The organism is Kitasatospora sp. NPDC101801 (genome assembly GCF_044766665.1).
GTDB lineage: Bacteria > Actinomycetota > Actinomycetes > Streptomycetales > Streptomycetaceae > Kitasatospora.
This window is the reverse complement of record NZ_JBIWML010000005.1, coordinates 1-22,517: the sequence shown is the minus strand read 5'-3', so window position 1 is coordinate 22,517 and position 22,517 is coordinate 1. Positions and strand designations below refer to the sequence as shown.

The window sequence follows — 22,517 nt, the reverse complement described above, 5'->3', positions numbered from 1 at the left end:
GGATGTATGTTCGGTTAAGCCGGGCCGGCGGTGCCTCCGGGCGGGTGAACACGGACGGCCGGGAGGGCAGGGCGCGGTCGCGCGGGCGCCGGGGCGTGTAGTCGTACGTACGCGTGACTCGCGAACCCCGTCCCAGGAGGCCCCCATGCTCGGTACCGACTTCCGCACCGGATCCCCCAGTTGGATCGACCTGGGGAGTCCGGACATCCCCCGGACCGCCGCCTTCTACCGGGCGGTGTTCGGCTGGGACTTCCAGCTGCTGGGGCCCGACACGGGCGGGTACGGCTTCTTCCAGGTGGACGGGAAGACCGTCGGGGCCGTCGGCGAGCTGGACGCGGGGGCGAGCTCCCGGTGGACCGTGTACTTCCAGACGGAGGACACGGACGCGACCACGCAGGGCGTGCGGGACGGCGGCGGCACGGTCCGGGTCGAGCCGATGGACGTGATGGGCGAGGGCCGGCTCGCGCAGTACACCGACCAGCAGGGCGCCGACTTCGCGGTCTGGAAGCCGGCCAGGACGCGGGGGCTGGACCTGACCTCCGCCGACAACACCCTCTGCTGGGTGGAGCTGCACGTGGCCGACCCGGTCGCGGCCCTCGGGTTCTACCGGGGCCTGTTCGGCTGGCGCTCGAAGGAGATGTCCGTGCCCGGGATGACCTACCGGGTGGTGAGCATCGCCGACGGCGACCAGGAGGACGGTTCCTTCGGCGGTGTGGCGCCGCTGATGGAGGGTGAGACGGCGGCTCGCTGGGTGCCGTACTTCACCGTCGCGGACGTGGACGCGGTGGCGGACACCGCGCGGGCGAGCGGCGGTACGGTCGTGATGCCGGGCTCGGACGTGCCGGAGGTCGGCCGGATCGCCTGGCTGGCGGACCCGGCCGGGGCCGTCTTCGCCGTGCTCGAGCCCGACCCCCGGATGGGCTGACGGCCCGGCCGGCCGGAGACGTCAGTACCCGGACCCCGCAAGGGGATCCGGGCACGGCGTCGGCTCGGTCAGGAGGCGATCTGCTCGCCGGTCAGCGCCGGGACGAACTGGTCCAGCTCCGCGCGCCAGTAGCGGGCGATGTTCAGCCGGGTCGGCTTGGCCTCGCCCGGGAACTGGAAGCGCAGCGAGCTCCACAGGGTGCGGCGCTTGACCTCGGTGACCAGGGTGCGGGCCTGCTCCAGCGGGATGACGTGGACGAGCTCCTTCGGGCGGTTGGCCAGGCGGCCGGCCCGGTGCACGACGACCACGCGCTCGGTGAGCGTGACGAAGTAGTACTTGACGAAGAACTGGCCGAGCAGGCCGAGCTCGTTCATGATCCACGGGCTCGGCCCGGTGATGGTGTGGAAGGTGACGACGGCCCGGTCGGTGGGCTCGATCGCCGCGATCGCCTCGGCGACCTGCTCCTGCATGGTGGACTTGCGGATCGCCATCTGGCGTGTACTCCCCGTTGGATTCCGGCACCGGAGTTCGATGCGCTCGGAGCCGGGACCCTAGCGGCGATCGAACACGTGCTTCAACGGCCAAAATGGGGCATCTGTACGAAACTTGGAATTGTTCATCGGATTGATACCGACCGCGCCCCGAGGATCGGATTCCGGGTCGTCGGGCGTCACCGTTCGTCGCGACGGCGCGCGAGATGAACGGTGATGTCGGCGGCCAGTTCGACCCGGGCGGGCAGGACCCGGCCGATCCGGTCGAACACCTCCGCCCGGTCCGGCGCGGGCAGCACGAGATAGGCCGAGACGGTCGAGAGATGACCGAGGTAGTCGTGGGCACTCACCGTCAGACGCCGGGCGAGGACGGCCTGTCGGACGTCGGTGAACCACTCGGACCGTTCGAGTTCGGTGCCCGGCCACTGCATGGCCCGCTCCGGGGGCGTGCCGTCCGGGGACGGGATCTCGTCGGTCGTCAGGAACGGCGCCCGGGCGCGCCGGACGGCCTCCTCGACGGCCGGGTCGGCCAGCTGCACCGGACCGCCGAAGGAGGCGAACACCCCACCGGGCCGGAGCAGCGCGGCGATCCGCGGCCACCGGCCCGCCGGAGCCGTCCAGTGCAGTGCCGCCGCCGCGTAGACCAGCCCGTACGTCTCGTCCGTCGGCAGCTCCTCGAACGCCAGCTGCGCCGTCCGGACGTCGGCCGGCAGGTGCCTGCGCAGCTCGGCGAGCATGGCCGGGTCGGGCTCGGTGGCGGTGACCGTGAGCCCGGGGCGGGCGAAGAGGCGGGTCGCCTTGCCCGTCCCGGCGCCGATTTCGAGGGCGGTCCGGACGGGGTCTCCCGCGTACGCCGTCACCAGCCGGAAGAGCTCCTCGGGATACCCCGGCCGGAACCGCTCGTAGGATTCCGCGATCGCCCCGAAGCTCCGTGCACGATCAGACATCCGGACGACTCACCCGGCCAACGGTGCGAGGTGGGGGCGGCGGGCGGTGCGGTGGTCCCCGGAGGAACGGCCGCGGACCCGGCGGGCCAGCCAGGGGCCCAGGAAATCGGCGGTCCACCGGAGTTCGGCGCGGGCGGTGCGCAGGAAGCCGGCCGGCGGGAGGGGGGAAAGGGGATCGGCCCAGCTGTCGTCGCTGTCGGGAAGGCCGAGCGCCTCGGCGAGGGCGGCGGCGATCCGGGCGTGGCCGAGCGGGCCGGCGTGCAGCCGGTCGGTGCTCCACAGCCGGGGGTCGGTGGAGACGGCCGGGCGGGCGGTGTCGGCGACCAGGACGCCGTGGCGTGCGGCCGCGGCCCGGACCCGGTCGTTGAGTTCGTGGATCCGGCCGCTGAGCGGGCGGGCGATCGGGACCAGCCGGCTGAGGTCGGGGAAGGTGGCGGTGGCCACCGTGGCCCCGGCGGCGGTGAGGGCGGCGAACATCTGCTCCAGCTCCCCGACCACCGCCTCGGCGTCGAACTTCGGCCGGAGCAGGTCGTTCACGCCGGCCACCACGGTGGCCAGGTCGGGCCGCAACTCCAGGGCGGGGGCGAGCTGTTCGGCACGGACCTGGCCGGCCAGCCGGCCGCGGACCGCCAGGTTGGCGTACTGCAGGCCGGGGTTGGCGCGGGCCAGCTGCTCGGCCAGCCGGTCGGCGAAGCCGCGCAGGCCGACGGTGTCGTCGCCGTCGCCGAGGCCCTCGGTCTGGCTGTCGCCCAGGGCGACGTACCGCTGGTGGTCAGTTCTCGACATCGGCGTGCTCTCTCGCTCTCAGGACGGCGGCGATCCGGCGGCACCAGTCCCGGGTCTCGCGCTCGTGGGTGATGCCGCGCAGGCAGGTGAGGTACGGACCGATCCGCTCGCCGTGGAGCAGGAACTCGTCCTCGTCCAGGTCACCGCGGAGCTTCTTGAGCAGCTCGCCGAGCAGTTCGACCTTGGCGGCGGCCGCGGCGGCCCGCTCGTCGAGCTGCCCGATCACCTCGGCGGTGCCGATCCGGTCCGCGTACTGGGCTTTCACCAACAGGTCGTCGCGGATGAAGGAGGGCTTGGCCGGGGTGGCCGCGAAGGTCTCCAGCTCGGCCCGCCCGGTGCCGGTGACCTGGTAGACCCGCTTGTTGGGCCGGCCCTCCTGGACCACCTCGCGGCCGGTGATCAGCCCGGCCTGCTCCAGCTTGGCGAGCTCGGTGTAGAGCTGCTGGGGGAGCGCGTGCCAGAAGTTGGCGACGCCGATGTCGAAGGCCTTGGCCAGCTGGTAACCGCTGAACTCGCCGTCCAGCAGCGCCGCCAGGACGGCATGTCGCAGGGCCATCCGATTCCCCTTCCCTTTTCCGGTCCGTGGCTGCATCATACTCAAGAAATTGACTAGTCACCTTCTTGAGTACCTGGGAGAGCCATGGAGACCGCCGAACGCTTCCGCGCCGCAGTGGAGAAGCGTGAACTCGCCGCCCTGGAGGAGCTGTTCACCGAGGACATCCGGTTCTACAGCCCGGTGAAGTTCACCCCGTTCGAGGGGCGGCCGATGGTGCTCGGGCTGTTCGGGGTGCTGCTCCGGATCTTCGAGGACTTCCGCTACCTCGGCAGCCTGACGGGCACCGTGGAGACCACCGGGGACGGTGCCGAGGCCCCGTCGGTGGTGCTGCCGTTCCGGGTCACGGTGAACGGCCGGGAGATCCACGGCATCGACCTGCTCCAGTTCGACGAGGCGGGCCTGATCGAGGAGTTCACCGTGATGGTGCGCCCGCAGTCGGCGGTGCACGCCCTCGGCGAGGCGGTGCTGGCCGGGCTGGTCGCCGACGGGCTGGTGCCGGGCGCCTGAGCGGCCGTCAGGCGGGCCCGGCCCCGCTTCCCGTCGGCGGCCGGCGGTAGGCTGCGTGCGGTCGGTCGAGGAGGTCGGGGTGTTCCGCCGTTGGTGGTTTCTGCGTCTGCTGCGGCCCGAGGAGCAGGAAGCGCGTCGGCCGGGCCGGCGGGAGTCCAAGCAGGCCCGGGAGCTGGTGCTGCGGGAGTGGGAGGTGCTCCGCGACCGGCTCGCGGAGATCGCCGCCGAGCGGGTGACGGCGGCCGGTGACGTCCTCCGGGCGGCCGAGCTGCAGCTCCCGCCGGAGGAGACCGGGGCCCGCCGGGACTACCTGTGGGCGCTGGAGGCGTACGACGCGGCGGGGCGCCTGCTCGACGAGGCCGCCGACCTGCCGGACCTCACCGCCGCCGTGGTGCTGGCCGAGCAGGCGGTCGAACGGCTGGCGGCCGCACACGTCGCGCACGCGGGCGGGCGGCCCCGGCCGTTCGCGGTGCGGTGCTTCTACAACCCGCTGCACGGCGCCGCGGTCCGCCCGGCCGCCGGTTCGGCCGGCCCCGGCCGCAAGGCCCGGCGCCGACCCACCGTCAGCGTCCGGGAGGCCGCCGCCGAGCGGCGGCCGGCCTGTCCGGCCTGCCGGAACGCGATCCTGGCGGGCCAGAGCCTGGACGTGCTGCCCGCACTGCTGCCGCGCGGGGCGCGCGGTCGGCGCGGCGGGCCGGTGCTGGTGCCGTACTACACCGTCCCGCAGCAGTACTCGCCGTGGTCGGCCACCGCCTGCGGCGCGTACGACGACCGGACGCCCGCGCTGGTGCTCCGGGGCGGGCACCGCCGTCCGCAGTCCTGACCGGGCCCGGCCCGGTGGCGGGTACCGGAGCGGGGCCCCGGGAGCGACGAACGCTCCCGGGGCCCCGCCCGCTCGATCACCCGTCAGCGGGTGTCAACGGCCCTGGAGGGACTTGACGTTGTCGCCGAAGGACCAGCCCTTCGAGCCGTCCCAGTTGATCGACCAGGTCATCAGCCCCTTGAGCCCGCCGCCGAAGGCGTTCCAGGACTGGCTGACCAGGCTCGGCGCCAAGTAGCCGCCGCCCGCGCCGGACTGGGCCGGCAGGCCGGGGACCTGCTTGTCGTAGGGCACCTTGATGGTGGTGCCCTGGACGACCAGGCCGTTGTTCAGGCAGGTGGTCTGCGCGGTGAAGCCCTGGACGGTGCCGGCCTGGTAGGAGTCGCCGGAGCAGCCGTACATGCTGCCGTTGTAGTACTGCATGTTCAGCCACCACAGGCGGCCGTTGTCGACGTACTTCTTGATGATCGGGAGGTAGGAGCCCCAGATCGACCCGTAGGTGACGCTGCCGCCGGTGACGTAGGCGGTCTCGGGGGCCATCGTCAGACCGAAGCCGGGCGGCATCTGGGCGAGCACGCCGTCGATGATGCGGATCAGGTTGGACTGGGAGGCGGACAGCGTGGTGATGCTGCCGCTGCCGGACAGGCCGGTCTCGATGTCGATGTCGATCCCGTCGAAGTTGTACTTCTTCAGGATCGGGACGACGGTCGCCACGAACTTGTCCGCGACGGTGCTGGAGCTGAGGTCGATGCCCGCGGCGGCGCCGCCGATCGACATCAGCAGGGTCGCCCCGGCCGCCTTGGCCTGGCACATCTCGGCGGGGGTGGAGACCTTGACGCCGGCGTCCATGCCGTCCTGCCAGAGCACGGTGCCGTCGGAGAGGATCACCGGGAACGCGGCGTTGATGACGTTGTAGCCGTGCGCGGCGATCCGGCTGTCCGTGATCGGCACCCAGCCCATGCCGGGGTGGACGCCGTTGGAGGCGCCGTCCCAGTTCTCCCAGTAGCCCTGCAGGACCTTGCCCGCGGGCTTGGGCTTGGTCGGGCAGGTGTCACCCGGCGAGGTGGGGCTGGTGCTCGGCGACGGACTGGTCGACGGGCTGCTCGACGGGCTGGGGCTGGCCGAGGGGCTGCTGCTCGGCGACGGGCTGGCGGAAGGGCTGCCCGACGGGCTGCTGCTCGGCGAGGGGCTGCTGCCGCCGGGGCCGGTGAGCGACACGTCGTCGGCGTAGTAGGTCGGCTGGCCGTACCAGCCGTGCAGGAAGACGGTCACCGAGGTGGTGCTCGCGCCGGTGGCGAAGTTGACGCTGAGCTGGCCGTACGTCGCGCTGTTCGGCGTCCAGGTGGACGTGGTGCCGGTGAGACCGGTGCCGGTGGCGCCCAGGTAGACGTAGCTGCCCTGGACGTAAGCGCTCAGCGTGTACTGGGAGTTGGGCTGCACGCTGATGGTCTGGGTGCACTGGGCGCTGTCCTGGCCGCTCGGGGTGGCCTTGAGCGCGGAGGCGCCGCCGTGGACCGGGCTGCCGACCGCCGCGCCGGAGCCGGCGGTGCAGGTCCAGCCCGAGAGCCCGCTCTCGAAGCCGGGGTTGGCCACCAGGTTGGTGGCGGCGGCCCCGGCCGTGACCGAGCCGGCCATGACCAGGCCGGCACCGATGACGGCGGCGGCGCTCACCCCGGCGACGGAGCGGCTCAGGACGGACCGGCCGGGCGTGGCGTGGCTGGTCCGGTTCGGCTGTGCCGCGCGTGAGCTGGGGTTGAGTGCACCCGACGGGCGTGGAGTACGTGACCTCCGACGGAACATGCTGTGCTGCCTTCCCGCCGAACGCCATGGAAAGGACCAGTGCGTGGGGGCGTGACGCCCGGCTGTGGGTGAGGTGGGGACATGTGGGGATGTGCCGGACCGGATCGTAGAAGGGGCGGCGGGGCCCGTCAATAGGTCTGGACCATTGCGGCGATCTCGGGGTGCACCGTCGGGACCGGCATCGCGGGACCGGGCGGGTGGGTTGATGCCGCGTCAGTACCGCCGGGGCCCTCCTGCGGGTGCCGGTGGGGCTGTTGTTACGTGGGTGTCCGCTGGGTGTTCGTGCGTTGTCCCTCTGGTTGTGCGGCGGTGGCGTTTTGCTGTCCGGCGAGTGAGCGCGGTTCCGCGTCGCGAGTAGTCCAACGAGGGCAGGAAGCATGAGCAGGCAGACCGCGGCGGCCGGCGGAGAGACCACCGGAAGGTGGCGGGCGGGCGGACGCCGGGTGGGGTCGGTGGCGGCCGCCGCCGCGCTGTTGGCGGTGGCGGGCTGCGGCGGGCCGGCCGGTGCGGCGGGCGACGGCGAGGCGCTGGTGGTGATGACCTGGGCGCCGTCCGGGACCGGTTCGGTGGACCGGCCGGGGGTGACGGCGCTGGCCGAGGAGATCGGCCGCGAGGTCAACGCCAAGGGCGGCCGGGCGGGCCGGAAGCTGAAGGTCCTCAGCTGCAACGAGCACAACACGGCGGCCGGTGCCACCGCCTGTGCGGAGCAGGCCGTGGCCGCCCACGTGGTCGCCGTGATCGGCTCGTACAGCCAGTTCGGTGACACCTTCATGCCCGTGCTCGGCGCGGCGGGGATCCCCTACCTCGGCGGGTACGGCGTCTCCGGTTCGGACTTCAGCAGCCCGCTGTCCTACCCGGTGGCCGGTGGCACACCGGCGCTGATCGCGGGCAGCGGACGGCAGTTGGCGGCGGCCGGTTGCAAGACGGTCGCCCTGGTCCGGCCGGACACCGGCAACGGCGACACGCTCACCCGGTACCTCGCCGCGGCGGTCACCCCCGCCGGGATCAAGCTGGTCGACGTCCCGGTGCCCGAGGGCGCCGGGGCCGGCGCGATGGCGGGGCCGGTGCAGAAGGCGGTCGGCGAGGACCGGCCCGGCAGCTGCGTGTCGGTGGCGCTCGGCCCCGAGCAGACGCTGCTGCTGCTCGACGCGTACCGGAAGGCGGCGCCGAAGCGCACCCAGCTGGCCTCGGTGATCGGCAGCGTCCACCAGGGGGTCATCGACTCCACCGGGGGTGCGGCCGGCCCGCTCAACGGGGCGCTGGCCACCGGGTGGTTCCCCCCGGAGGGTTCGAAGAGCTGGGACGACCTGCGGACGGCGGCCGCCGACGCGGCGACCGCGGGCGCCGCGCCGGTCGACACCACCGACCTCGCCGTGCAGACCACCTGGGTCGCCTACCAGGTGTTCCTGCAGGCGGTCGACCGGATCGCCTCGGCGGGCCAGCCGCTGACCGCCAAGGGCCTGCGTGGCCAGCTGGACAGCGGCGACTCGATCGACACCGGTGGCGTCACACCGCCGCTGAGCTGGGGTCAGACCGACATGCTGCCCAGCGCGGAGTCGCCCCGGCTCACCAACACCTGGGTGACGTTCCAGCAGGTCAAGGGCGGTCGCCTGACGGAGCAGCAGAGCGGCTTCGTGGACGTCCGCTGGGTGCTCACCGGCGGGAAGCCGCAGTAGCCGGGACGTCGCGGGCGACGGGGGCGCCCGCGGCGCCCGAGCGAGGCGGGCGCCCACGGTGGGCAGGCGCCTGCGGCGCCGCCCGGCCATGGGGTCAGGGCATCCGGGCGGTCGCGCCGTAGCCGAGCGCCTTCGACGGTGTCTGGGCGTCCACCGCGTGGCCGGGGGTGGGGCGCCAGTCCGCCATCAGGGTCAGGCCCGGTTCGACGAGTTCCATCCCCTCGAACCAGGACGCGATCACGTCTCTGGGGCGGACGTAGAGCTGTTGGCCCACGCCGGCGAGGTAGGCATCGGTCATCCGGCCGACCTGAGCCCGGGTCTCCGGGTCGGCCAGGTCGTCGGAGAGGTGCGAGATGGCGAGGTAGCTGCCGGGCGCGCAGGCGTCCCGGTAGCGGGCCACCAAGGCGGCGGGGTCGTCCTTGTCGTCGACGAACACCAGCAGGCCGCCCATCAGGACGCCGACCGGCCGGCTGAGGTCGATCAGTTCGCGGACCCGGGGGTGCTCCCAGATCCGCTCCGGGAACCGGCCGTCCGCCTCGACCATCGCCACCAGCGGCTCGTCCGCGAGGATCTCCTCGCCGTGCAGCACGGCCGAGGGCTCGTGGTCCACGTACACCACCCGGGCCTGCGGGTTCCGGGCGTGCGCCACCTCGTGCACGTTGCCCATGGTGGGCAGTCCGGACGCGAGGTCGACGAACTGGTCCACGCCCTGGGTGAGCAGGAACCGCACCGTGCGGCGCAGCCAGTCCCGGTTCGCGCGCGCGAGCAGGTCGACGCTGGGCAGCATTGACCTGATCCGCTCGGCCTTCTGCCGGTCCACCTCGAAGTTGTAGAGCCCGCCCAGGTAGTAGTCGTAGATCCGGGCGATGTTGGCGGACTCGACGTCGGCCACCGGGCGCTCGGTGCTTGTGGTCATGGGGACCCCTCGCCTCGAGATGGCGGCACGTCACGACGGCGTGCCGTCCACCGCCGGTGAGTATAGTGACGCCCCATCAGTTCCGGTGCTGGACAGCATGGTTGGGCGAGAAGCGGCGGGTGGCCGCCGACGCTCGCTCGCGTCGGCGGCCACCGGCCGGTGCCAGTGGCAGGAGTGCCAGGGGGTGGGCCGGTTGACGATCGTCTGACCGCAGACAGGGCCCCGCTCCCGTCGCCGATGTGCCGCCGGTCGCGGCCTGAGACGGGTGGTCCGGGCAGGTCCGGGTCTGGAGCGGCAGCACCCTGCGGAGTCCGGAGAGCGGTGAGTGCCTGGACCCGGCCGCGTACACCGGCGCCACCAGCGCCGGTCCGCCGGGCACCTGACCTCGTCGGGCGGTGGGGGCGGGGCGGTGGGGTCGGTGGTGGACGACCGGCCGGTTCACCGGAGCCCCTTCTGTCGCGTTGTCGCCTCGGATAACGTCACGTATCCGGGGCGACGAGCCCGACCTGACGCCCCGTCGGTCCGGCCGCCCGAGACCGAGGGGGACCACTGTGCCGAAGAAGAGCGCCGCATCCGCGGAGCGGTTCGCCGGTGACCTGAGCAAGGCCGACGTCGCCGAACTGCTCGGCTGGGTGCGCGGCCAGCTGGACCAGGCGGACCCCACCGCCCGGGCGCTGGAGGTGTTCCTCGGCGAGAGCGCGGCCGTCCTCAACCTGAGCATCGAGCTGCGGGACGCCACCCGGCCGCAGGACGGCTTCACCGAGCTGGCCCACCTACAGGCGATCCGCCGGGAGTGGAACCAGCTGGTCCGGGTCGCCAGGCCGTGGCGCGACCGTCCTGGCTACGACCCGACCCGCTGGGACGCGGTGCAGACCAACGCGTACTTCGCCCGGGGGAACCACGAGAGCGAGCAGCGGGCGATGCAGCGGCTGCGGGCGGAGCAGGAGGCCGCCGACCTCTGGTCGGCGGCCTGGCGGCCGGTGAACGCCCGGCTCGTGGAACTCGGCGTGGGCCCGGCCGAACCGGAGGACTGCCCCGGGATGACCGCCGAGGAGCTGGCCCAGATCGGGCAGCTGACCCTGACCCAGACCGAGGCGCTGCTCCGCTGCCCGGCCGCTGCCGAGCGGAGCCTGGAGCAGCGGCTGGCCGCCTGGATCGGGGTCAACGCGCGGCTCGCCGAGCTCGGACTGGAACCGGTCGAGGTGATCGGCGCCGAGCGCGACACCCTCCCGGACGGCGCGCGGGCCCAGTGCGCGGTGCTGACGCTCCGCCAGGCGGTCGCGCTCCGCGCGGCCGGTCCCGAGCGCGGTCGGTGAGCACCGGGCCCCGCTGCGGACGACCGTCCGCCCCCGGGCCGACTACCGTGCGAGCAGGGGTTTCGCGTGCCGACCCGGGGGTCGGTCCTGCGGGCGTCCCCGGCGTACGAGTGCTGGTGACGCCTCGTCCGCGCGCCGGCGGTGGTGCGGCGGGCCCGGGGCCGCTCACCAGGTGACCGGCAGCTCCCGCAGGCCGTGCACCACCGAGGAGGTGCGGTACTCCAACTCCTCGAACGGCACCGCCAGTTGCAGACTGGGCAGGCGGCGCAGCAGGGTGCCGAGCGCGATCCGGAGTTCGAAGCGGGCCAGCGGCTGCCCCAGGCACTGGTGCACGCCGAAGCCGAAGGCGAGGTGGCGGCGGGCGTCCCTGGTGACGTCCAGCTCGTCGCCGTCGGTGAACATCTCCTCGTCCCGGTTGGCCGTGGACACCATGCAGATGACGCCCTCGCCGGCCCGGATCAGCGTCCCGTCCAGCTCGACGTCCGCCAACGCGACCCGGGGGACGCCGTGGTGGACGATGCTCAGGTAGCGCAGCAGTTCCTCCACCGCGCCGTTCATCAACTCCGGCTCCGCCCGGAGGCGTTCGGCCTGGGCCGGGTTGCGGAGCAGGGCCACCGTGCCGAGCGCGGTCATGTTGGCGGTGGTCTCGTGCCCGGCGACCAGCAGGAGCAGGCCCATCGCGGCGGCCTCGGCGAGGGTGACCTCGCCGCGGGCCACCAGGCGGCTGAGCAGGCTGTCGTCGGGGCTTCGGCGCTTGGTCTCGGCGAGCTCGACCAGGTAGCCGGTCAACTCCTGCTGCGCGGCGGCGACCTCCTCGAAGTCGGCGGTCAGGTCCAGCAGGGTGCGGCTGTGCTGCTGGAAGAAGTCGTGGTCGGTGTACGGCACGCCGAGCAGCAGGCAGATCACCAGCGAGGGGACCGGCAGGGCGAACTCGGCCACCAGGTCGGCCGGTCCGCCGCCGGCGGTCATCCGGTCCAGCGCCTCGTCGACGATCCGCTGGATCTGCGGGCGCAGCGCGTCCACCCGCTTGATGATGAAGTCCCCGGTGAGCATGCGGCGTTGGCGGGCATGCTCGGGGTCGTCCAGGCGGATGAAGCTGGGCGTGGTGCGGGCCACCAGCTCGCGCCGGCCCGGGGAGAGGAACGGGAAGCCCGGGTGCCGGGCGTCCGCGCTGAAGCGCTGGTCGGAGAGGACGGCGCGGACCTGCCGGTAGCCGGTGAGCAGCCGGCAGGCGGTGCCGTCCCAGAGCCGGGCCTCGCCGATCGGTGCGCTGCGGTGCGCCTCGCGGTACGCGGGCGGCGGGTCGAACGGGCAGCCGCCGGGGGCGGCGGGGAGGTCGGTGACGGAGGGGCCGGGGTGGCTCGGCCGTGCGGTGGGGGCGTCGATGCTCATCGGGCAGAGGTCCTTCCAACGTCCAACGGGGTCAGCTGGATTGGCGGAGTCGGCGGGGTCGGGCTCAGTCGGGCCGGCCCGCGAGGGTGATGGCGCCGCCCGGGCAGAGTGCGGCCGCCAGCCGTACGTCGGGGGCGGAGGCGGGCCCGGGGTTCGGGTCGAGCAGCCGGACGAGGCCGTCGTCCTCGCTCTGGTCGAAGACGCCGGGGGCGGTCAGCACGCACTGACCGGAGCCGCAGCACCGGTCCTGATCGATGGTCACCTGCATGGTGGGCACCTCGGTCTCAGGGTGAATCGGTTTCCCTAGGCAACCAATTCACCGTAACCCAGTGCGCATCGCACACGAAGAGGTGGCGCGCCCCGCGCTGGAAATGGCGGGAAACCGCCCCTCGGTTCCCCGCTCGGAGCGGCCCGCTCAGTCCTGCTCGGGCTCCTCCGCCAGCAGCTCCAGCACCGGGAGCGCGGCGAGCAGCGCGGCCCGCTGGTCCGGGGTGAGCCGGGACACCCGGTCGGCGAGCAGCTGGGAGCGTTCGGCGCGGATCCGGGCGATCGTCTCGCGACCGTGGTCGGTGACGGCGATCAGGGCGGACCGGCGGTCCCGGGGGTCCGGGTCCTTGGTGATCAGCCCGTCCTCGTGCAGCGGGGCCAGGGTGCGGATCATCGAGGGCGGGGCGACCCGCTCGCGGGCCGCCAGGTCGCCGAGCCGGATCGGGGCGTGCTCCTCGATCCGGGCCAGTGCGGACAGTTGGGCGAAGGTGAGATCCAGCCGACTGGACGCCTGCACCATCCGGCGGTGCAGGCGGGAGATCGCCAGGCGCAGTCGGGACAGCTCCGCCGGAGGCAGCTCGGGTCGGGTCGCCATGGGTCCTCCGGTCTCTCGTGGTCCTCGCGCTCGGCCCGTGGGCCCGGCCCGTGGGGCTGCGTTGGTGCGGCGCACCGGCCAGGCGCACCGGTCAGGCGCGCCGCACCGGGTCGGCCGCCCGGTCCGGGCCGTCCGGCGCCTTCACGGTACCCGTCGAACGACCCCGCGCCTGCGGACGGTCCGTCACCAGCGAGGCGGCGGCCGCGAGCAGCGAGAGCGCGATGGCGAACCAGAACACCACCACCAGGCCGTCGTGGAACGGCCCGGAGATCAGTTGGGGGAAGAACTCGCGGCCGGTGAGGGTCTGCGCGTTGCCCGTCGGCAGCCGGGCCAGCAGATCGGGCCCGAGCAGTTCGCGGACCGGGTTGTAGCCGAGGAAGGCGGCGAACAGCGTGCCCACCGGAGGCAGCCCCGCGATCGACCGGGCGGCCGGGGCCGGGACGCCCTGGGCGGTCAGCCCGCTGTCCAGGCCGGCCGGGAGCGAGCCGGCCAGCCCCGCGACCATCAGCGAGAAGAAGATCCCGATCGAGAGCACCATGCCGGCGTTCTGGAAGGTGGCCCGCATCCCCGAGGCCGCGCCGCGCGCCTCGGCCGGCACGCTGGACATGATCAGCGAGGTGTTGGGCGCCGCGAACAGCCCGCCGCCCAGCCCGTTCAGGAAGATCAGGAAGGCGAACCAGCCGTACCCGAAGTCGGTCGGGATCAGCAGCAGCCCGCCGAACGAGACCGCCATCACCACCAGCCCGCCGGCCGCGAACAGCCGGGCGCCGTACTTGTCGGAGAGGTGCCCGGCCAGCGGCCCGGCCGCCAGAAAGCCCACGGTCAGCGGGATCATGTAGATGCCCGCCCAGAGCGGGGTGGACTCGTAGTCGTAGCCGTGCAGCGGCAGCCAGATCCCCTGCAGCCAGATGATCAGCATGAACTGCAGCCCGCCGCGGGCGACCGAGCCGAGCAGGGTGGCGACGTTGCCGCCGGTGAAGGTGCGGTTCCGGAACAGCCGCAGCGGGAACATCGGTTCGGCGACCCGACGCTCGATCAGGCAGAACGCGACCAGCGTCGCGGTGCCGCCCAGCAGTCCGGCCAGGACCCAGGGGTCGGTCCAGCCCATGGTGTGGCCGCCGTACGGCTGGATGCCGTAGGTGATGCCGGCCAGCAGGGCGGTCAGGCCGACGGCGAAGGTGAGGTTGCCCCACCAGTCGATCCGGGCCGGCCGGCGGAGGCCGGTGTCGCGCAGCGAGCGGTAGGCCCACAGGGTGCCGAACAGGCCGATCGGGACGTTGACCCAGAAGATCGAGCGCCAGTTCCACTCGGCGAGCACCCCGCCGAGCACCAGGCCGACGAACGAACCGGCGATGCCCGCAACGATGTTGACGCCCAGTGCCATCCCGCGCTGCCGGGCCGGGAACGCGTCGGTGATGATCGCCGCCGAGTTGGCCATCAGCATCGACCCGCCGACCGCCTGCGCGACCCGCCAGCCGATCAGCCAGAGCGCGCCGCCGCCGCCCGCCATCGGGTCGAGCGAGAGCGCCACCGAGGTGAGCGTGAAGACCAGGAACCCGGCGTTGTAGATCCGCACCCGGCCGTGGATGTCGCCGAGCCGGCCGAGGGTGACCACCAGTACGGCGGTGACCAGCATGTAGCCCATCAGCATCCAGAGCAGGTAGCTGACGTTGCCGGGCTCCAGCGGGTTCAGCCCGATGCCGTTGAAGATGGCCGGCAGCGAGATCAGCACGATCGAGCTGTTGATCGTCGCCACCAGGGTCCCCAGTGTGGTGTTCGACAGGGCCACCCACTTGTAGCGCGGATGGTCGTGGTCCACCGCTTGCATGCCGGCCTCCCCAGGACGTTAGTTGCCTTCAGCTAACTATCTGCTGGAGGGGGCTCCCGGGGCAAGGGGTCGTGGCCGGAGCCGGAGCCGGAGCCGGGGCCGAAGGCGGGGCGGTCGGCCCGGCTGGCTCCGAAGGGGAATGTCAGTGCCTCCTCGTATTCTGTGATCAACGTTGGAGGGGGCGCCGAAAAGGCGTCGGCAACGCGCCGGAAAAGGGGATTCACTGTGTCTGCGAACAGGATCAAGCACAAGGTCAACCACGTCTCGCTGGTGGTCGACAATTCCGGTTCGATGCACAAGCACGAGGCGCAGCTGGTCCGCGTGGTGGACGAATTCGTGAAGGGCCTCCAGGAGGAGTCCGACCGACTCGGTCACGAGACCCGCATCAGCCTCTACGCGTTCGACCACGTGGTGCAGAACCTGGTCTGGGACATGGACGTCAAGCACCTCCCGTCCCTGCGGGGCCTCTACAAGGTCAACAACGGGGCGACGGCACTGATCGAGGCGGCCGTGAAATCCCTCGACGACCTGACGAACATCTGGGAGGGGTACGGGGAGCATTCCTTCCTCCAGGTCGTGGTCACCGACGGCGAGGAGAATGCGTCCGGCTTTTCGGAGACCGGCCGTATGCACACGCGGCTGAGCGGCAATCAGGGAGTGGATGTCCTGGGCACCTGGGTGGGGCGGGTCCGATCCGCGATGGACAGTCTCCCCGACCACTGGACATCGGCGATCCTGGTCCCGAACTCCCTCGCCAAGCGCACCGCCCAGGGCTACGGCTTCCCGGCCGGCAACATCGCGATCTGGGACGCGGATTCCAGCCAGGGCGTCGAGGAGGCCATCGGCACCGTCAAGGCGGCCGCCACCAGCTTCCTGCGCGGCCGCGAGCAGGGCGTGCGCGGCACCAAGAACCTCTTCACCATGGGCCAGGACCTGAGCACCGCCGAGGTCAAGGCCAACCTCGACGCCCTCGGCGCGGGCAAGTACATCCTGGTCCCGGTCGACCAGCCGACACCGATCCGCGACTTCGTCACCCGCTCCGGGCACCCGTACCAGACCGGCTGCGCCTTCTACGAGCTCTCCAAGCGGGAGAAGATCCAGGGCAGCAAGCAGCTCGCCGTGGCGGAGAAGGACCAGACCACCGGCCAGCTCACGGGCCGGGTCTTCTCCGGCCCGGCGGCCCGTCAACTCCTCGGCCTGCCGGCCTCCGAGGCCACGGTCAAGCCCGGCGACAACCCGGCGTACACGGTGTTCGTCCAGTCCACCTCGGTGAACCGGAAGCTGGTCCCGGGCACGAAGCTGCTCGTCCTCCTGTAGGAGGAGTGGGCGCTGACGGGTGGAGACGGGCGCCGTCCCCACCCGTCAGCGCGGTGCCGATCCGATGCCGCGGGTCCACCCGGGGAGGGGCGCTCAGCGCCTGGTCTCGTACCTGGTCAGGATCACGCCGCAGGGAAGCGTCCGGGTCTCCACCAGGTTCAGGTTCACCCAGCTGTCCAGCGCGGTGAAGAACGGCGTGCCGCCGCCCACCAGGACCGGCGCGGTGGCCAGCACGTACTCGTCGACCAGCCCGGCCCGGATGGCCGCCCCGGCGAGCGTCGCGCCGCCGATGTCCATCGCGCCGCCGTCCTCGGCCTTGAGCCGGGCGATCTCGGCGACCGCGTCGCCGGTGACCAGGCGGGTGTTCCAGTCGACCGTGTCGACCGTCGAGGAGAACACCACCTTCGCCATGTCCCGCCAGCGGCGCGCGAACTCGATCTCCGCCGGGGTGGCGTTGGGCAGTTGGTCGCCGTTCGGCCAGTAGGAACTCATCGTCTGCCACAGCTTGCGCCCGTACAGCGACAGGTCGGTCGCCTGCAACTGGTCGGACCAGAACCGGAACAGCTCGTCGCTCGGCACGCTCCAGCCGATGTCGTCGCCGGGCGCGGCGATGTAGCCGTCCAGGCTCAGGTTCATGCCGTAGATCAGTTTCCGCATGGCGCCAGCATTCCGTGAGTCGGTCTCACGCGTACGGACCGGCGCGCGGGAACCCATCGGTGCGCGATCCGCGCCACTGTGGTCCTTCCGGGCCGCTGCTCGACCTCGGCCGGCCGACCGTCGCATGTGCGGGGCCGACTGGTGGCCGGGTGGGACAGCTACCTGCGACGGATTCTCCTGACGATGCAGACGGCGGCGGGGGCGAGCAGCGCGAGGGCGATGACGACGTAGTGCCAGGGTTCCACGGTGGTCTCCTCGGACGGTGGTGCAGCGGCGCCATCCTGCCGCACTGCGGCCGGGAGCGAGGGGGCAACGGTGGAGGAGACCGTGATGGGCGGTCAGTTTTCGGGCAGCCAGGGGGTGATGGCGCCCAGCCACTGCCGGGGCCCGTGCCGGTGCCCGTCGTCGAGGGCAGATGGTGGGGGCCCGAGGCCAACATGCGGAGGGCCTGCGGCTGTTGCTCAGCCGCAGGCCCTCCCAGCAGGGGTCAGGCGTTCGGTGCCTGCCCGGGCTGGTAGCGGCGGCCCAGCACCTCGGCGAGGCGGCTCACCCCGTCCTGTCCGTGCCCGAGCGCGATGGTCCGGCGGACCAGGCCCTCGGCCGCGCGCATCACCCCGGAGTCGATGCCGTGCGACTCGGCGGTGTGCACCACGTGGGCCATGGTGGAGACTCCCGAGGTGAGCGGGTTGATCGCGCCCGAGTAGCTGCCGCTGTCGAAGTCCTCGGCGAACTCCGCGAACAGCGGGGGCAAGATCGCGCCGATCCCCTGGGCGAACGGCGCCAGCTCCCGTCCGCTGATGCCCTCCGCCTTGGCCAGCGCCAGCGCGTGCACGTACCCGGCCATCGCCGTCCAGAAGATGTCCAGCAGTGCGATGTCGAAGCCGGCCGCCCGGCCGATCTCCTCGCCCAGGTGGGTGTGGGTGCCGCCGAGCAGCGCCAGCACCGGCGCGTGCCGCTCGTAGAGGTCGGCCGGCCCGCTGTGGATGAAGACCGCCTCCGGCGTGCCGATGCTCGGGGCCGGCGTCATGATGGCGCCGTCCAGGTACCCGACGCCGTGCTCCGCCGCCCAGGCGGCCGTGGAGCGGGCCCGGTCCGGCGAGTCGGCGGTCAGGTTGACCACCGCCCGGCCCTTGAGCGCGGCCTCGACCTCCCGGCGGCGCAGCACGGCGTCCGAGGCGTCGTAGTTCACCACGCAGACGACGGTCAGCTCGCTCGCGGCCACTGCCTCCGCCGCCGTGGCCGCGCTCACCGCGCCCCGGGCGGCCGGCTCGCTGTCCCGGCCCGGGGTGCGGTTCCAGACCGTGGTGCGGACGCCGGCGTCCGCGAAGGCACCGGCCAGGGCGCGGCCCATCGGTCCGAGGCCGAGCACGGTGACGGTGGGCCGGGTGTGGTTGGTGGACATACTTCAGCTCCTGTAGACATGGTGGTGGACAACGACGAGCCCGGGGGGAAGAGATGACGCGCAGTCAGGCCGTGAACCCGAACGTGTGCGGGGTGACCGCCGCGATCGCGGTGATCGACGGCAAGTGGAAGACGTCGCTGCTCTGGCTGCTGGAGGCCGGCCCGCACCGCCCCGCCGAACTCCGTCGGCGGCTGCCCGGCCTCAGTGAGAAGGTCCTCACCCAGGCCCTGCGCGAGATGGAGTCCGACGGCCTGGTGCACCGTGAGGTGCACGACGTCCTTCCGCTGAAGACGGTCTACTCACTGACCGACTTCGCCCGCCGCCTCTCCGAGGCCCTCGGCCCGGTCTCCGACCTGGGCCACGAACGCCTCGACCGGATGGCGGCCGAGCAGGCCGGAGAAGTCGAACTGCCGGCCTCCTGACCTGCTGTCAGTTCCCTTCGCCCTTCTGGGCACCAGTCTCGTCGCACCTGCCCGCCGCTGCCCAGTACGCACAAAAAGGTGGCCACTGGCAGGGACGCGACGGCCGCCAGGTGACGGGCGGAGCCGCCGGCATGCCGGCCATCCGGCCGGACACCCCATCGGCCGACTTGAGGTCGATCAGTGGGATGCCGACGCGTTTGGGACCGTCCCCGTGCCTGCGGGGCCGACGGAGCTCGGTGGCTTTGGTCAGCCGGCAGGGACCGGCGGGCAGCGGGATCATCGCCGTGCGTGCGGGCCGACACAAGGACGGCCATGGACATCGAACTGGATCCCCACGCGGCATGTCCGCGGACGAGGCCAAGGCGGCTGCCGCCCGGCTGGGCCAGGTCAAGGTCACCCACGAGGGCTCCACCAGTGCCTTCCGCACGATGAAGGTCCTGGCCGTGCACCCGCAGTTCGAGATCGTCTTCCACATCTGGCGCGGCAAGGCACTGCGAGCGGCCGAGGTCTGGATCCCACCGGCGGCGGGTCGGGGGCATGGCAGCCCCTGATGCCGGGCATACGCGCGGTCATCGCGAGGTGCGGGAGAAGTACCGCATGAAGAGGGGGATGTCCTGGTGGATGCTGTAGCGAGGGCTGGAGGCCGGCGCGACCGGTGGCTGCGTTTCGCCGGCCGGTCGGGCTTCGTGGCGCGGGGGGTGGTGTACCTCCTGGTCGGTTACCTGGCACTGAAGATCGCGTTCGGGCACGGTGGTGGGAAGGAGGCCGACCGTCAGGGTGCGCTCCAGCAGGTGGTGGAGCAGCCGTTCGGCTGGGTGGCGCTCTGGCTGCTGGTCGTCGGCTTCGCCTGTATGGCGATCTGGCGCGCGTCGGCGGCCGTGTTCGGTGGCTCGGAGCGGAGGAAGGTCGGGAGCCGGGTTCTGAACGGCGGCCGGGCCGCGTTCTACGCCGTCGCCTGCTGGGGAGCCGCCGTGTTCGCTGCCGGTGCGGGGGCCTCGTCCAGCAGCGACGCCAAGTCCCGGGACTGGACGGCGACGTTTCTCGGCAAGCCGGGCGGCCGCTTCCTGGTCGGAGCGGCGGGGCTGGTCGTGATCGGGATCGGCATTGGCATCGTGGTCCGCGCCGCCCTGCGGAAGTTCCTGCGGAAGCTGGACACGGCCGCGATGGGACCCCGGACCCGCACCGCGGTCACCGTCAGCGGTATGGCCGGTAACGTCGCCCGTGGCACGGTATTCGCCGCCGCCGGCGTCTTCGCGCTGATCGCGGCCGTCCGCTTCGATCCCGGCCAGGCCAAGGGAGTTGACGACACCCTGCGCTCCTTCACGACTACCCCGGCCGGCCCGTGGCTGCTGGCGCTGGTCGCCTTGGGCCTGCTGCTGTTCGGCGGCTTCTCCTTCGCCGCCGCCCGCTGGCGCCGCCTGTGACCCGCTGACACACCCTTGGCCGGCACCGGCACCGCCCGCGATCTTGACCAGGCCGCCCAACGCCTGGCCGAGCCCAGGGTGTTCGCCGGACCGAACGAGTGGCCGGTGGAGCGGGGTGGTTTTCGCGCCGACCGCGAACTCGCCGGCCGGCGATCGCGGCCGGACTCCTCCTTCATGGACCAGTGGATCGACGATCTCCGCAGGGAACTGGACGCAGACAGCAGGGTGGTAGCCGAGGAGGCTCAGCCTGCTCTGTTCGCGCTCGGACCGCAGACGGTCGCGCCCTTGGTCAACGCTGCCCCGTTGCTCGGTTCCTTCGGGCAGCCGGGTGCCATCGAGGTCTGCAACTCGGGGAACAGCAACTGCTTCATGGGAGAGCTCGTGGGGCGTGGGCGGGGGCCGGGTTCTCAGCGGGCGCTGCCGAGGTTGCGGTCACCCTCGGCGCCTTCGAGCAGGAGGGTGGTCTCCTCGATGCGGCGGAAGCGGCCGTCGGGGGCGAACTCGGCGAACAGGTAGACCTCCATGCGGACGGTGGACCCGTCGGTCTTGGTGATCTCCATCGTGTGGCGGTCGGCGTACCGGTCGCCGGAGGTGAGCTCGTCGTGGACCTCGACCGAGCCGTCCGCCACCACCGTGCGCAGGTGGGCGATGTGGGCGAGGAACTGGGTGCGGTCGTCCCAGCGGCCGTCGGTGCGCTGGCGGTAGTCGGGGGCGAAGTGCCGGTCGGCGGCCGCGTGCAGGTCGAGGCCCGGGGTGAGGAGCAGGTCGGTCAGGGCGGTGCGGATGTCGGTGCGGCTCATGGGGATTCCTTCGGTTGCATGCGGGAGTGTCCCGGCGGGTTCGATCCGGAGACGCGTGCCTTGAGCACGCTTATGACGGTAGCGGAAAAGCGTGCTCCGCGCACGCTATTCTGGGGCCATGACGAACACGACCGGAGACGACATCGCCGACGCCCTCGGGCTGCTCCTGCGGCGCAGCACCCGCGCCCGTCTCCACGCCCGTCTCACCGACGGTCTCGAAGCGGTGGACGACCTCACCTACCCGGTCCTCAGCGGCCTGGCCCGCACCGGCCCGCGCAGCGCGGCCGACCTCGGCCGCGAGGTCGGACTGGACCGCACCACCGTCACCCGGCGCGCCGACCACCTGGAACGGGCCGGCCTCCTCAAGCGTCAGCCGGATCCGAACGACGGCCGCGCCACCCTGCTCGCGCTCAGCGACGACGGGCACGCCGTCCTGGCCGTCACCCGGCGGCGACTCGCGGACGCCATCGAGGACTCACTCGCCACCTGGCCGCAGGCCGACTCCCTGGCCTTCGCCCGTCTCCTGCGCCGCTTCGTCGACCAGGGACCCTTCGCCTTCGTCGACCAGGGACCCTTCGCCGCCGACCACGACTGACCGTCAAGGGCCTGGCGGGACGTTCGCCCGGATCACGGCGAAGGCCGACGAAGTTGGTCCGGGGCACGGCGGTGCTGCTCCTGGGCGGAGCCACGTACGAGGAGGGCAGTGGCGAGCCGACACGCTACCTCTACGTCGCGGGCGGGGCGGCCGAAGCGTGCCCGCTCCTGGCGAGCCGTTCGTCGGGGCGGGGCTTGCCGCAGGCGACTTGGGCGATGTGCCCACGTTTGGTGTGCGGGCCCGTCATGCTGGTGGGATGAGTGCTTCGTACGGTTCCGATGATCTGCTGGACGACGCTTCGCTGGTCGCGGCGGCGCTGGTGCGGGCCAGGGCGGCGGCGGGGTCGGCGGCTGCGGCCACCGAGGTGCAGGTCGGGTTGCTGGATGCGTATGTCGAGCGGTTCGGGGTCGAGGGGTGCAGGGTGCTGGTGGCGGTGCTGACCGAGCTGCTGGTCACTCAGGCCGGGGACGTGGAAGGGCTGTTGGCCGGGCTGGAGGAGCTGGAGCTGGGGGTCCTCACCGAGGCGCAGCGGCGCGAGCGGTGAGGACCGGCGGTCAGGTCAGCGGGCGAGGTTGCCGGCCAGGCGTTGCGGGGTGATCCGGACGGCCACCCGCACCACTTCGGGCGGCAGGGCGAGGTACTCCTCGCCCGCGTCGGGCCCCGCGTACTTCTGGGCCAGCGCGACGGCCACCTTCCGGCCCAGGTCCTCGGTCACCGTCGCGGTGCCGCGCACCTCCAGGTAGCGCAGCGGGTCGGTGCGGTCGTACACGGTGAGGCTGACCCGGGCGTCGCGTTCCACGTTGGTGACCTTGCGGCGGCCGGCCGCCGATGAGATCAGCAGGTCGTCGCCGTCGAGGGCGACCCAGACCACCGAGGTCTGCGGGCTGCCGTCGGGGTTCAGGGTGGCCAGCACCGCGAGATTCACATCGTCAAGGAGCCGGCGGGCGGCATCGTTCAACTCGATCGTCGTCACACCGGCGACCCTAGTGCTGCTCTGCGGAAGTTCGTGGAGGGGTGTTGATCACGCTGTCTTGAGTGGGGTGCCGTCGTAGGTCCAGCGGTAGGGCTTGGCGGTCTG

At 72.4% G+C, this 22,517-nt stretch carries 24 protein-coding genes and 2 pseudogenes; 11 read left to right on the top strand and 15 right to left on the bottom strand.

Going from position 1 to position 22,517, the window contains the following annotated elements:
* The first annotated feature begins 145 nt into the window (after positions 1-145).
* Entirely contained in the window at positions 146-925 is a 780-nt protein-coding gene (locus tag ACIRPK_RS09215) for a VOC family protein (RefSeq protein ID WP_403035222.1), read from the top strand.
* Between the two features lie 68 nt (positions 926-993).
* Here the strand turns inward: ACIRPK_RS09215 and ACIRPK_RS09210 are convergent, their stop codons facing one another.
* The 4 genes from ACIRPK_RS09210 to ACIRPK_RS09195 form a co-directional block, all read right to left on the bottom strand.
* The gene (locus tag ACIRPK_RS09210) at positions 994-1,416 is read right to left on the bottom strand and encodes a hypothetical protein (RefSeq protein ID WP_403035219.1); all 423 of its coding nucleotides are present in this window, start codon (positions 1,414-1,416) and stop codon (positions 994-996) included.
* A gap of 179 nt (positions 1,417-1,595) precedes the next feature.
* Positions 1,596-2,363 (bottom strand): class I SAM-dependent methyltransferase, encoded by a 768-nt coding sequence (locus ACIRPK_RS09205; protein ID WP_403035216.1) that lies wholly within the window; start codon positions 2,361-2,363, stop codon positions 1,596-1,598.
* Between the two features lie 9 nt (positions 2,364-2,372).
* Positions 2,373-3,149: an SGNH/GDSL hydrolase family protein gene (locus ACIRPK_RS09200; RefSeq protein ID WP_403035213.1), complete on the bottom strand. Its 777-nt coding sequence runs from the start codon at positions 3,147-3,149 to the stop codon at positions 2,373-2,375.
* Positions 3,136-3,705 (bottom strand): PadR family transcriptional regulator, encoded by a 570-nt coding sequence (locus ACIRPK_RS09195; protein ID WP_403035210.1) that lies wholly within the window; start codon positions 3,703-3,705, stop codon positions 3,136-3,138. Before ACIRPK_RS09195 ends, ACIRPK_RS09200 begins: the two co-directional genes overlap by 14 nt.
* Positions 3,706-3,789: 84 nt before the next feature.
* On the opposite strand from ACIRPK_RS09195, the gene ACIRPK_RS09190 reads away from it, so the two are divergent.
* Positions 3,790-4,212: a nuclear transport factor 2 family protein gene (locus ACIRPK_RS09190; RefSeq protein WP_403035208.1), complete on the top strand. Its 423-nt coding sequence runs from the start codon at positions 3,790-3,792 to the stop codon at positions 4,210-4,212.
* 79 nt (positions 4,213-4,291) lie between these two features.
* On the top strand, positions 4,292-5,035 hold the full coding sequence (locus ACIRPK_RS09185; protein WP_403035205.1) for a hypothetical protein: 744 nt from the start codon (positions 4,292-4,294) through the stop codon (positions 5,033-5,035).
* Between the two features lie 93 nt (positions 5,036-5,128).
* Here ACIRPK_RS09185 and ACIRPK_RS09180 read toward each other — a convergent pair.
* A pseudogene (locus ACIRPK_RS09180) lies at positions 5,129-6,094 on the bottom strand (chitinase); the annotation flags it as partial.
* A 246-nt stretch (positions 6,095-6,340) separates the two neighbouring features.
* Positions 6,341-6,667: pseudogene (locus ACIRPK_RS09175) on the bottom strand (carbohydrate binding domain-containing protein); the annotation flags it as partial.
* A gap of 542 nt (positions 6,668-7,209) precedes the next feature.
* Between ACIRPK_RS09175 and ACIRPK_RS09170 the strand changes: the two are divergent.
* A complete protein-coding gene (locus tag ACIRPK_RS09170) occupies positions 7,210-8,508 on the top strand; it encodes an ABC transporter substrate-binding protein (protein WP_403035202.1) in 1,299 nt (432 codons plus the stop codon).
* Positions 8,509-8,602: 94 nt separating this feature from the next.
* Here ACIRPK_RS09170 and ACIRPK_RS09165 read toward each other — a convergent pair whose 3' ends face one another.
* Positions 8,603-9,424, bottom strand: coding sequence for an SAM-dependent methyltransferase (locus ACIRPK_RS09165; protein ID WP_403035200.1), 822 nt, complete (start codon positions 9,422-9,424; stop codon positions 8,603-8,605).
* 551 nt (positions 9,425-9,975) lie between these two features.
* On the opposite strand from ACIRPK_RS09165, the gene ACIRPK_RS09160 reads away from it, so the two are divergent.
* Positions 9,976-10,740: a hypothetical protein gene (locus ACIRPK_RS09160; protein WP_403035197.1), complete on the top strand. Its 765-nt coding sequence runs from the start codon at positions 9,976-9,978 to the stop codon at positions 10,738-10,740.
* Positions 10,741-10,905: 165 nt separating this feature from the next.
* Here the strand turns inward: ACIRPK_RS09160 and ACIRPK_RS09155 are convergent, their stop codons facing one another.
* The 4 genes from ACIRPK_RS09155 to ACIRPK_RS09140 all read right to left on the bottom strand — a co-directional run bounded on the left by ACIRPK_RS09155 (position 10,906) and on the right by ACIRPK_RS09140 (position 14,822).
* Positions 10,906-12,132 carry a cytochrome P450 gene (locus ACIRPK_RS09155; protein WP_403035194.1) on the bottom strand — a complete coding sequence of 409 codons (1,227 nt, stop codon included), beginning with the start codon at positions 12,130-12,132 and terminating at the stop codon, positions 10,906-10,908.
* A 64-nt stretch (positions 12,133-12,196) separates the two neighbouring features.
* Positions 12,197-12,400 carry a ferredoxin gene (locus ACIRPK_RS09150; protein WP_403035191.1) on the bottom strand — a complete coding sequence of 68 codons (204 nt, stop codon included), beginning with the start codon at positions 12,398-12,400 and terminating at the stop codon, positions 12,197-12,199.
* A gap of 147 nt (positions 12,401-12,547) precedes the next feature.
* Positions 12,548-12,994 carry a MarR family winged helix-turn-helix transcriptional regulator gene (locus tag ACIRPK_RS09145; protein ID WP_403035188.1) on the bottom strand — a complete coding sequence of 149 codons (447 nt, stop codon included), beginning with the start codon at positions 12,992-12,994 and terminating at the stop codon, positions 12,548-12,550.
* Positions 12,995-13,085: 91 nt separating this feature from the next.
* Complete coding sequence (locus tag ACIRPK_RS09140) at positions 13,086-14,822, bottom strand: MFS transporter (protein ID WP_403035185.1); 1,737 nt, start codon at positions 14,820-14,822, stop codon at positions 13,086-13,088.
* A 225-nt stretch (positions 14,823-15,047) separates the two neighbouring features.
* Between ACIRPK_RS09140 and ACIRPK_RS09135 the strand changes: the two genes are divergently transcribed.
* Positions 15,048-16,139: a VWA domain-containing protein gene (locus ACIRPK_RS09135; protein WP_403035182.1), complete on the top strand. Its 1,092-nt coding sequence runs from the start codon at positions 15,048-15,050 to the stop codon at positions 16,137-16,139.
* 93 nt (positions 16,140-16,232) lie between these two features.
* On the opposite strand, the gene ACIRPK_RS09130 is transcribed toward ACIRPK_RS09135, so the two are convergent.
* The gene (locus ACIRPK_RS09130) at positions 16,233-16,796 is read right to left on the bottom strand and encodes a dihydrofolate reductase family protein (protein WP_403035180.1); all 564 of its coding nucleotides are present in this window, start codon (positions 16,794-16,796) and stop codon (positions 16,233-16,235) included.
* Between the two features lie 487 nt (positions 16,797-17,283).
* Positions 17,284-18,198: an NAD(P)-dependent oxidoreductase gene (locus ACIRPK_RS09125; RefSeq protein ID WP_403035177.1), complete on the bottom strand. Its 915-nt coding sequence runs from the start codon at positions 18,196-18,198 to the stop codon at positions 17,284-17,286.
* 53 nt (positions 18,199-18,251) lie between these two features.
* On the opposite strand from ACIRPK_RS09125, the gene ACIRPK_RS09120 reads away from it, so the two are divergent.
* The 3 genes from ACIRPK_RS09120 (at position 18,252) to ACIRPK_RS09110 (ending at position 20,044) form a co-directional block, all read left to right on the top strand.
* Positions 18,252-18,620: a winged helix-turn-helix transcriptional regulator gene (locus ACIRPK_RS09120; RefSeq protein ID WP_403035174.1), complete on the top strand. Its 369-nt coding sequence runs from the start codon at positions 18,252-18,254 to the stop codon at positions 18,618-18,620.
* 341 nt (positions 18,621-18,961) lie between these two features.
* The gene (locus ACIRPK_RS09115) at positions 18,962-19,171 is read left to right on the top strand and encodes a hypothetical protein (protein ID WP_403035171.1); all 210 of its coding nucleotides are present in this window, start codon (positions 18,962-18,964) and stop codon (positions 19,169-19,171) included.
* 66 nt (positions 19,172-19,237) lie between these two features.
* Positions 19,238-20,044, top strand: a complete 807-nt coding sequence (locus ACIRPK_RS09110; RefSeq protein WP_403035169.1) for a DUF1206 domain-containing protein — start codon at positions 19,238-19,240, stop codon at positions 20,042-20,044.
* A 407-nt stretch (positions 20,045-20,451) separates the two neighbouring features.
* Here the strand turns inward: ACIRPK_RS09110 and ACIRPK_RS09105 are convergent, their stop codons facing one another.
* A complete protein-coding gene (locus tag ACIRPK_RS09105; protein WP_403035167.1) occupies positions 20,452-20,844 on the bottom strand; it encodes a nuclear transport factor 2 family protein in 393 nt (130 codons plus the stop codon).
* Between the two features lie 118 nt (positions 20,845-20,962).
* On the opposite strand from ACIRPK_RS09105, the gene ACIRPK_RS09100 reads away from it, so the two are divergent.
* Both ACIRPK_RS09100 and ACIRPK_RS09095 read left to right on the top strand, forming a co-directional pair.
* A complete protein-coding gene (locus ACIRPK_RS09100) occupies positions 20,963-21,439 on the top strand; it encodes a MarR family winged helix-turn-helix transcriptional regulator (protein ID WP_403035164.1) in 477 nt (158 codons plus the stop codon).
* A gap of 256 nt (positions 21,440-21,695) precedes the next feature.
* The gene (locus ACIRPK_RS09095) at positions 21,696-21,983 is read left to right on the top strand and encodes a hypothetical protein (RefSeq protein WP_403035162.1); all 288 of its coding nucleotides are present in this window, start codon (positions 21,696-21,698) and stop codon (positions 21,981-21,983) included.
* A gap of 15 nt (positions 21,984-21,998) precedes the next feature.
* Here ACIRPK_RS09095 and ACIRPK_RS09090 read toward each other — a convergent pair whose 3' ends face one another.
* Positions 21,999-22,412, bottom strand: a complete 414-nt coding sequence (locus ACIRPK_RS09090; protein ID WP_403035160.1) for a PPOX class F420-dependent oxidoreductase — start codon at positions 22,410-22,412, stop codon at positions 21,999-22,001.
* Between the last annotated feature and the right edge of the window lie 105 nt (positions 22,413-22,517).

Bases quoted from the DNA above. Each gene is read 5' to 3' on its own strand.
- ACIRPK_RS09095 (WP_403035162.1), top strand. From the start codon at position 21,696: ATGAGTGCTTCGTACGGTTCCGATGATCTGCTGGACGACGCTTCGCTG.
- ACIRPK_RS09120 (WP_403035174.1), top strand. From the start codon at position 18,252: ATGACGCGCAGTCAGGCCGTGAACCCGAACGTGTGCGGGGTGACCGCC.
- ACIRPK_RS09195 (WP_403035210.1), bottom strand. From the start codon at position 3,705: ATGGCCCTGCGACATGCCGTCCTGGCGGCGCTGCTGGACGGCGAGTTC.
- ACIRPK_RS09115 (WP_403035171.1), top strand. From the start codon at position 18,962: ATGTCCGCGGACGAGGCCAAGGCGGCTGCCGCCCGGCTGGGCCAGGTC.
- ACIRPK_RS09170 (WP_403035202.1), top strand. From the start codon at position 7,210: ATGAGCAGGCAGACCGCGGCGGCCGGCGGAGAGACCACCGGAAGGTGG.
- ACIRPK_RS09165 (WP_403035200.1), bottom strand. From the start codon at position 9,424: ATGACCACAAGCACCGAGCGCCCGGTGGCCGACGTCGAGTCCGCCAAC.
- ACIRPK_RS09100 (WP_403035164.1), top strand. From the start codon at position 20,963: ATGACGAACACGACCGGAGACGACATCGCCGACGCCCTCGGGCTGCTC.
- ACIRPK_RS09105 (WP_403035167.1), bottom strand. From the start codon at position 20,844: ATGAGCCGCACCGACATCCGCACCGCCCTGACCGACCTGCTCCTCACC.
- ACIRPK_RS09200 (WP_403035213.1), bottom strand. From the start codon at position 3,149: ATGTCGAGAACTGACCACCAGCGGTACGTCGCCCTGGGCGACAGCCAG.
- ACIRPK_RS09190 (WP_403035208.1), top strand. From the start codon at position 3,790: ATGGAGACCGCCGAACGCTTCCGCGCCGCAGTGGAGAAGCGTGAACTC.
- ACIRPK_RS09155 (WP_403035194.1), bottom strand. From the start codon at position 12,132: ATGAGCATCGACGCCCCCACCGCACGGCCGAGCCACCCCGGCCCCTCC.
- ACIRPK_RS09130 (WP_403035180.1), bottom strand. From the start codon at position 16,796: ATGCGGAAACTGATCTACGGCATGAACCTGAGCCTGGACGGCTACATC.
- ACIRPK_RS09150 (WP_403035191.1), bottom strand. From the start codon at position 12,400: ATGCAGGTGACCATCGATCAGGACCGGTGCTGCGGCTCCGGTCAGTGC.
- ACIRPK_RS09215 (WP_403035222.1), top strand. From the start codon at position 146: ATGCTCGGTACCGACTTCCGCACCGGATCCCCCAGTTGGATCGACCTG.
- ACIRPK_RS09205 (WP_403035216.1), bottom strand. From the start codon at position 2,363: ATGTCTGATCGTGCACGGAGCTTCGGGGCGATCGCGGAATCCTACGAG.
- ACIRPK_RS09125 (WP_403035177.1), bottom strand. From the start codon at position 18,198: ATGTCCACCAACCACACCCGGCCCACCGTCACCGTGCTCGGCCTCGGA.
- ACIRPK_RS09145 (WP_403035188.1), bottom strand. From the start codon at position 12,994: ATGGCGACCCGACCCGAGCTGCCTCCGGCGGAGCTGTCCCGACTGCGC.
- ACIRPK_RS09210 (WP_403035219.1), bottom strand. From the start codon at position 1,416: ATGGCGATCCGCAAGTCCACCATGCAGGAGCAGGTCGCCGAGGCGATC.
- ACIRPK_RS09140 (WP_403035185.1), bottom strand. From the start codon at position 14,822: ATGCAAGCGGTGGACCACGACCATCCGCGCTACAAGTGGGTGGCCCTG.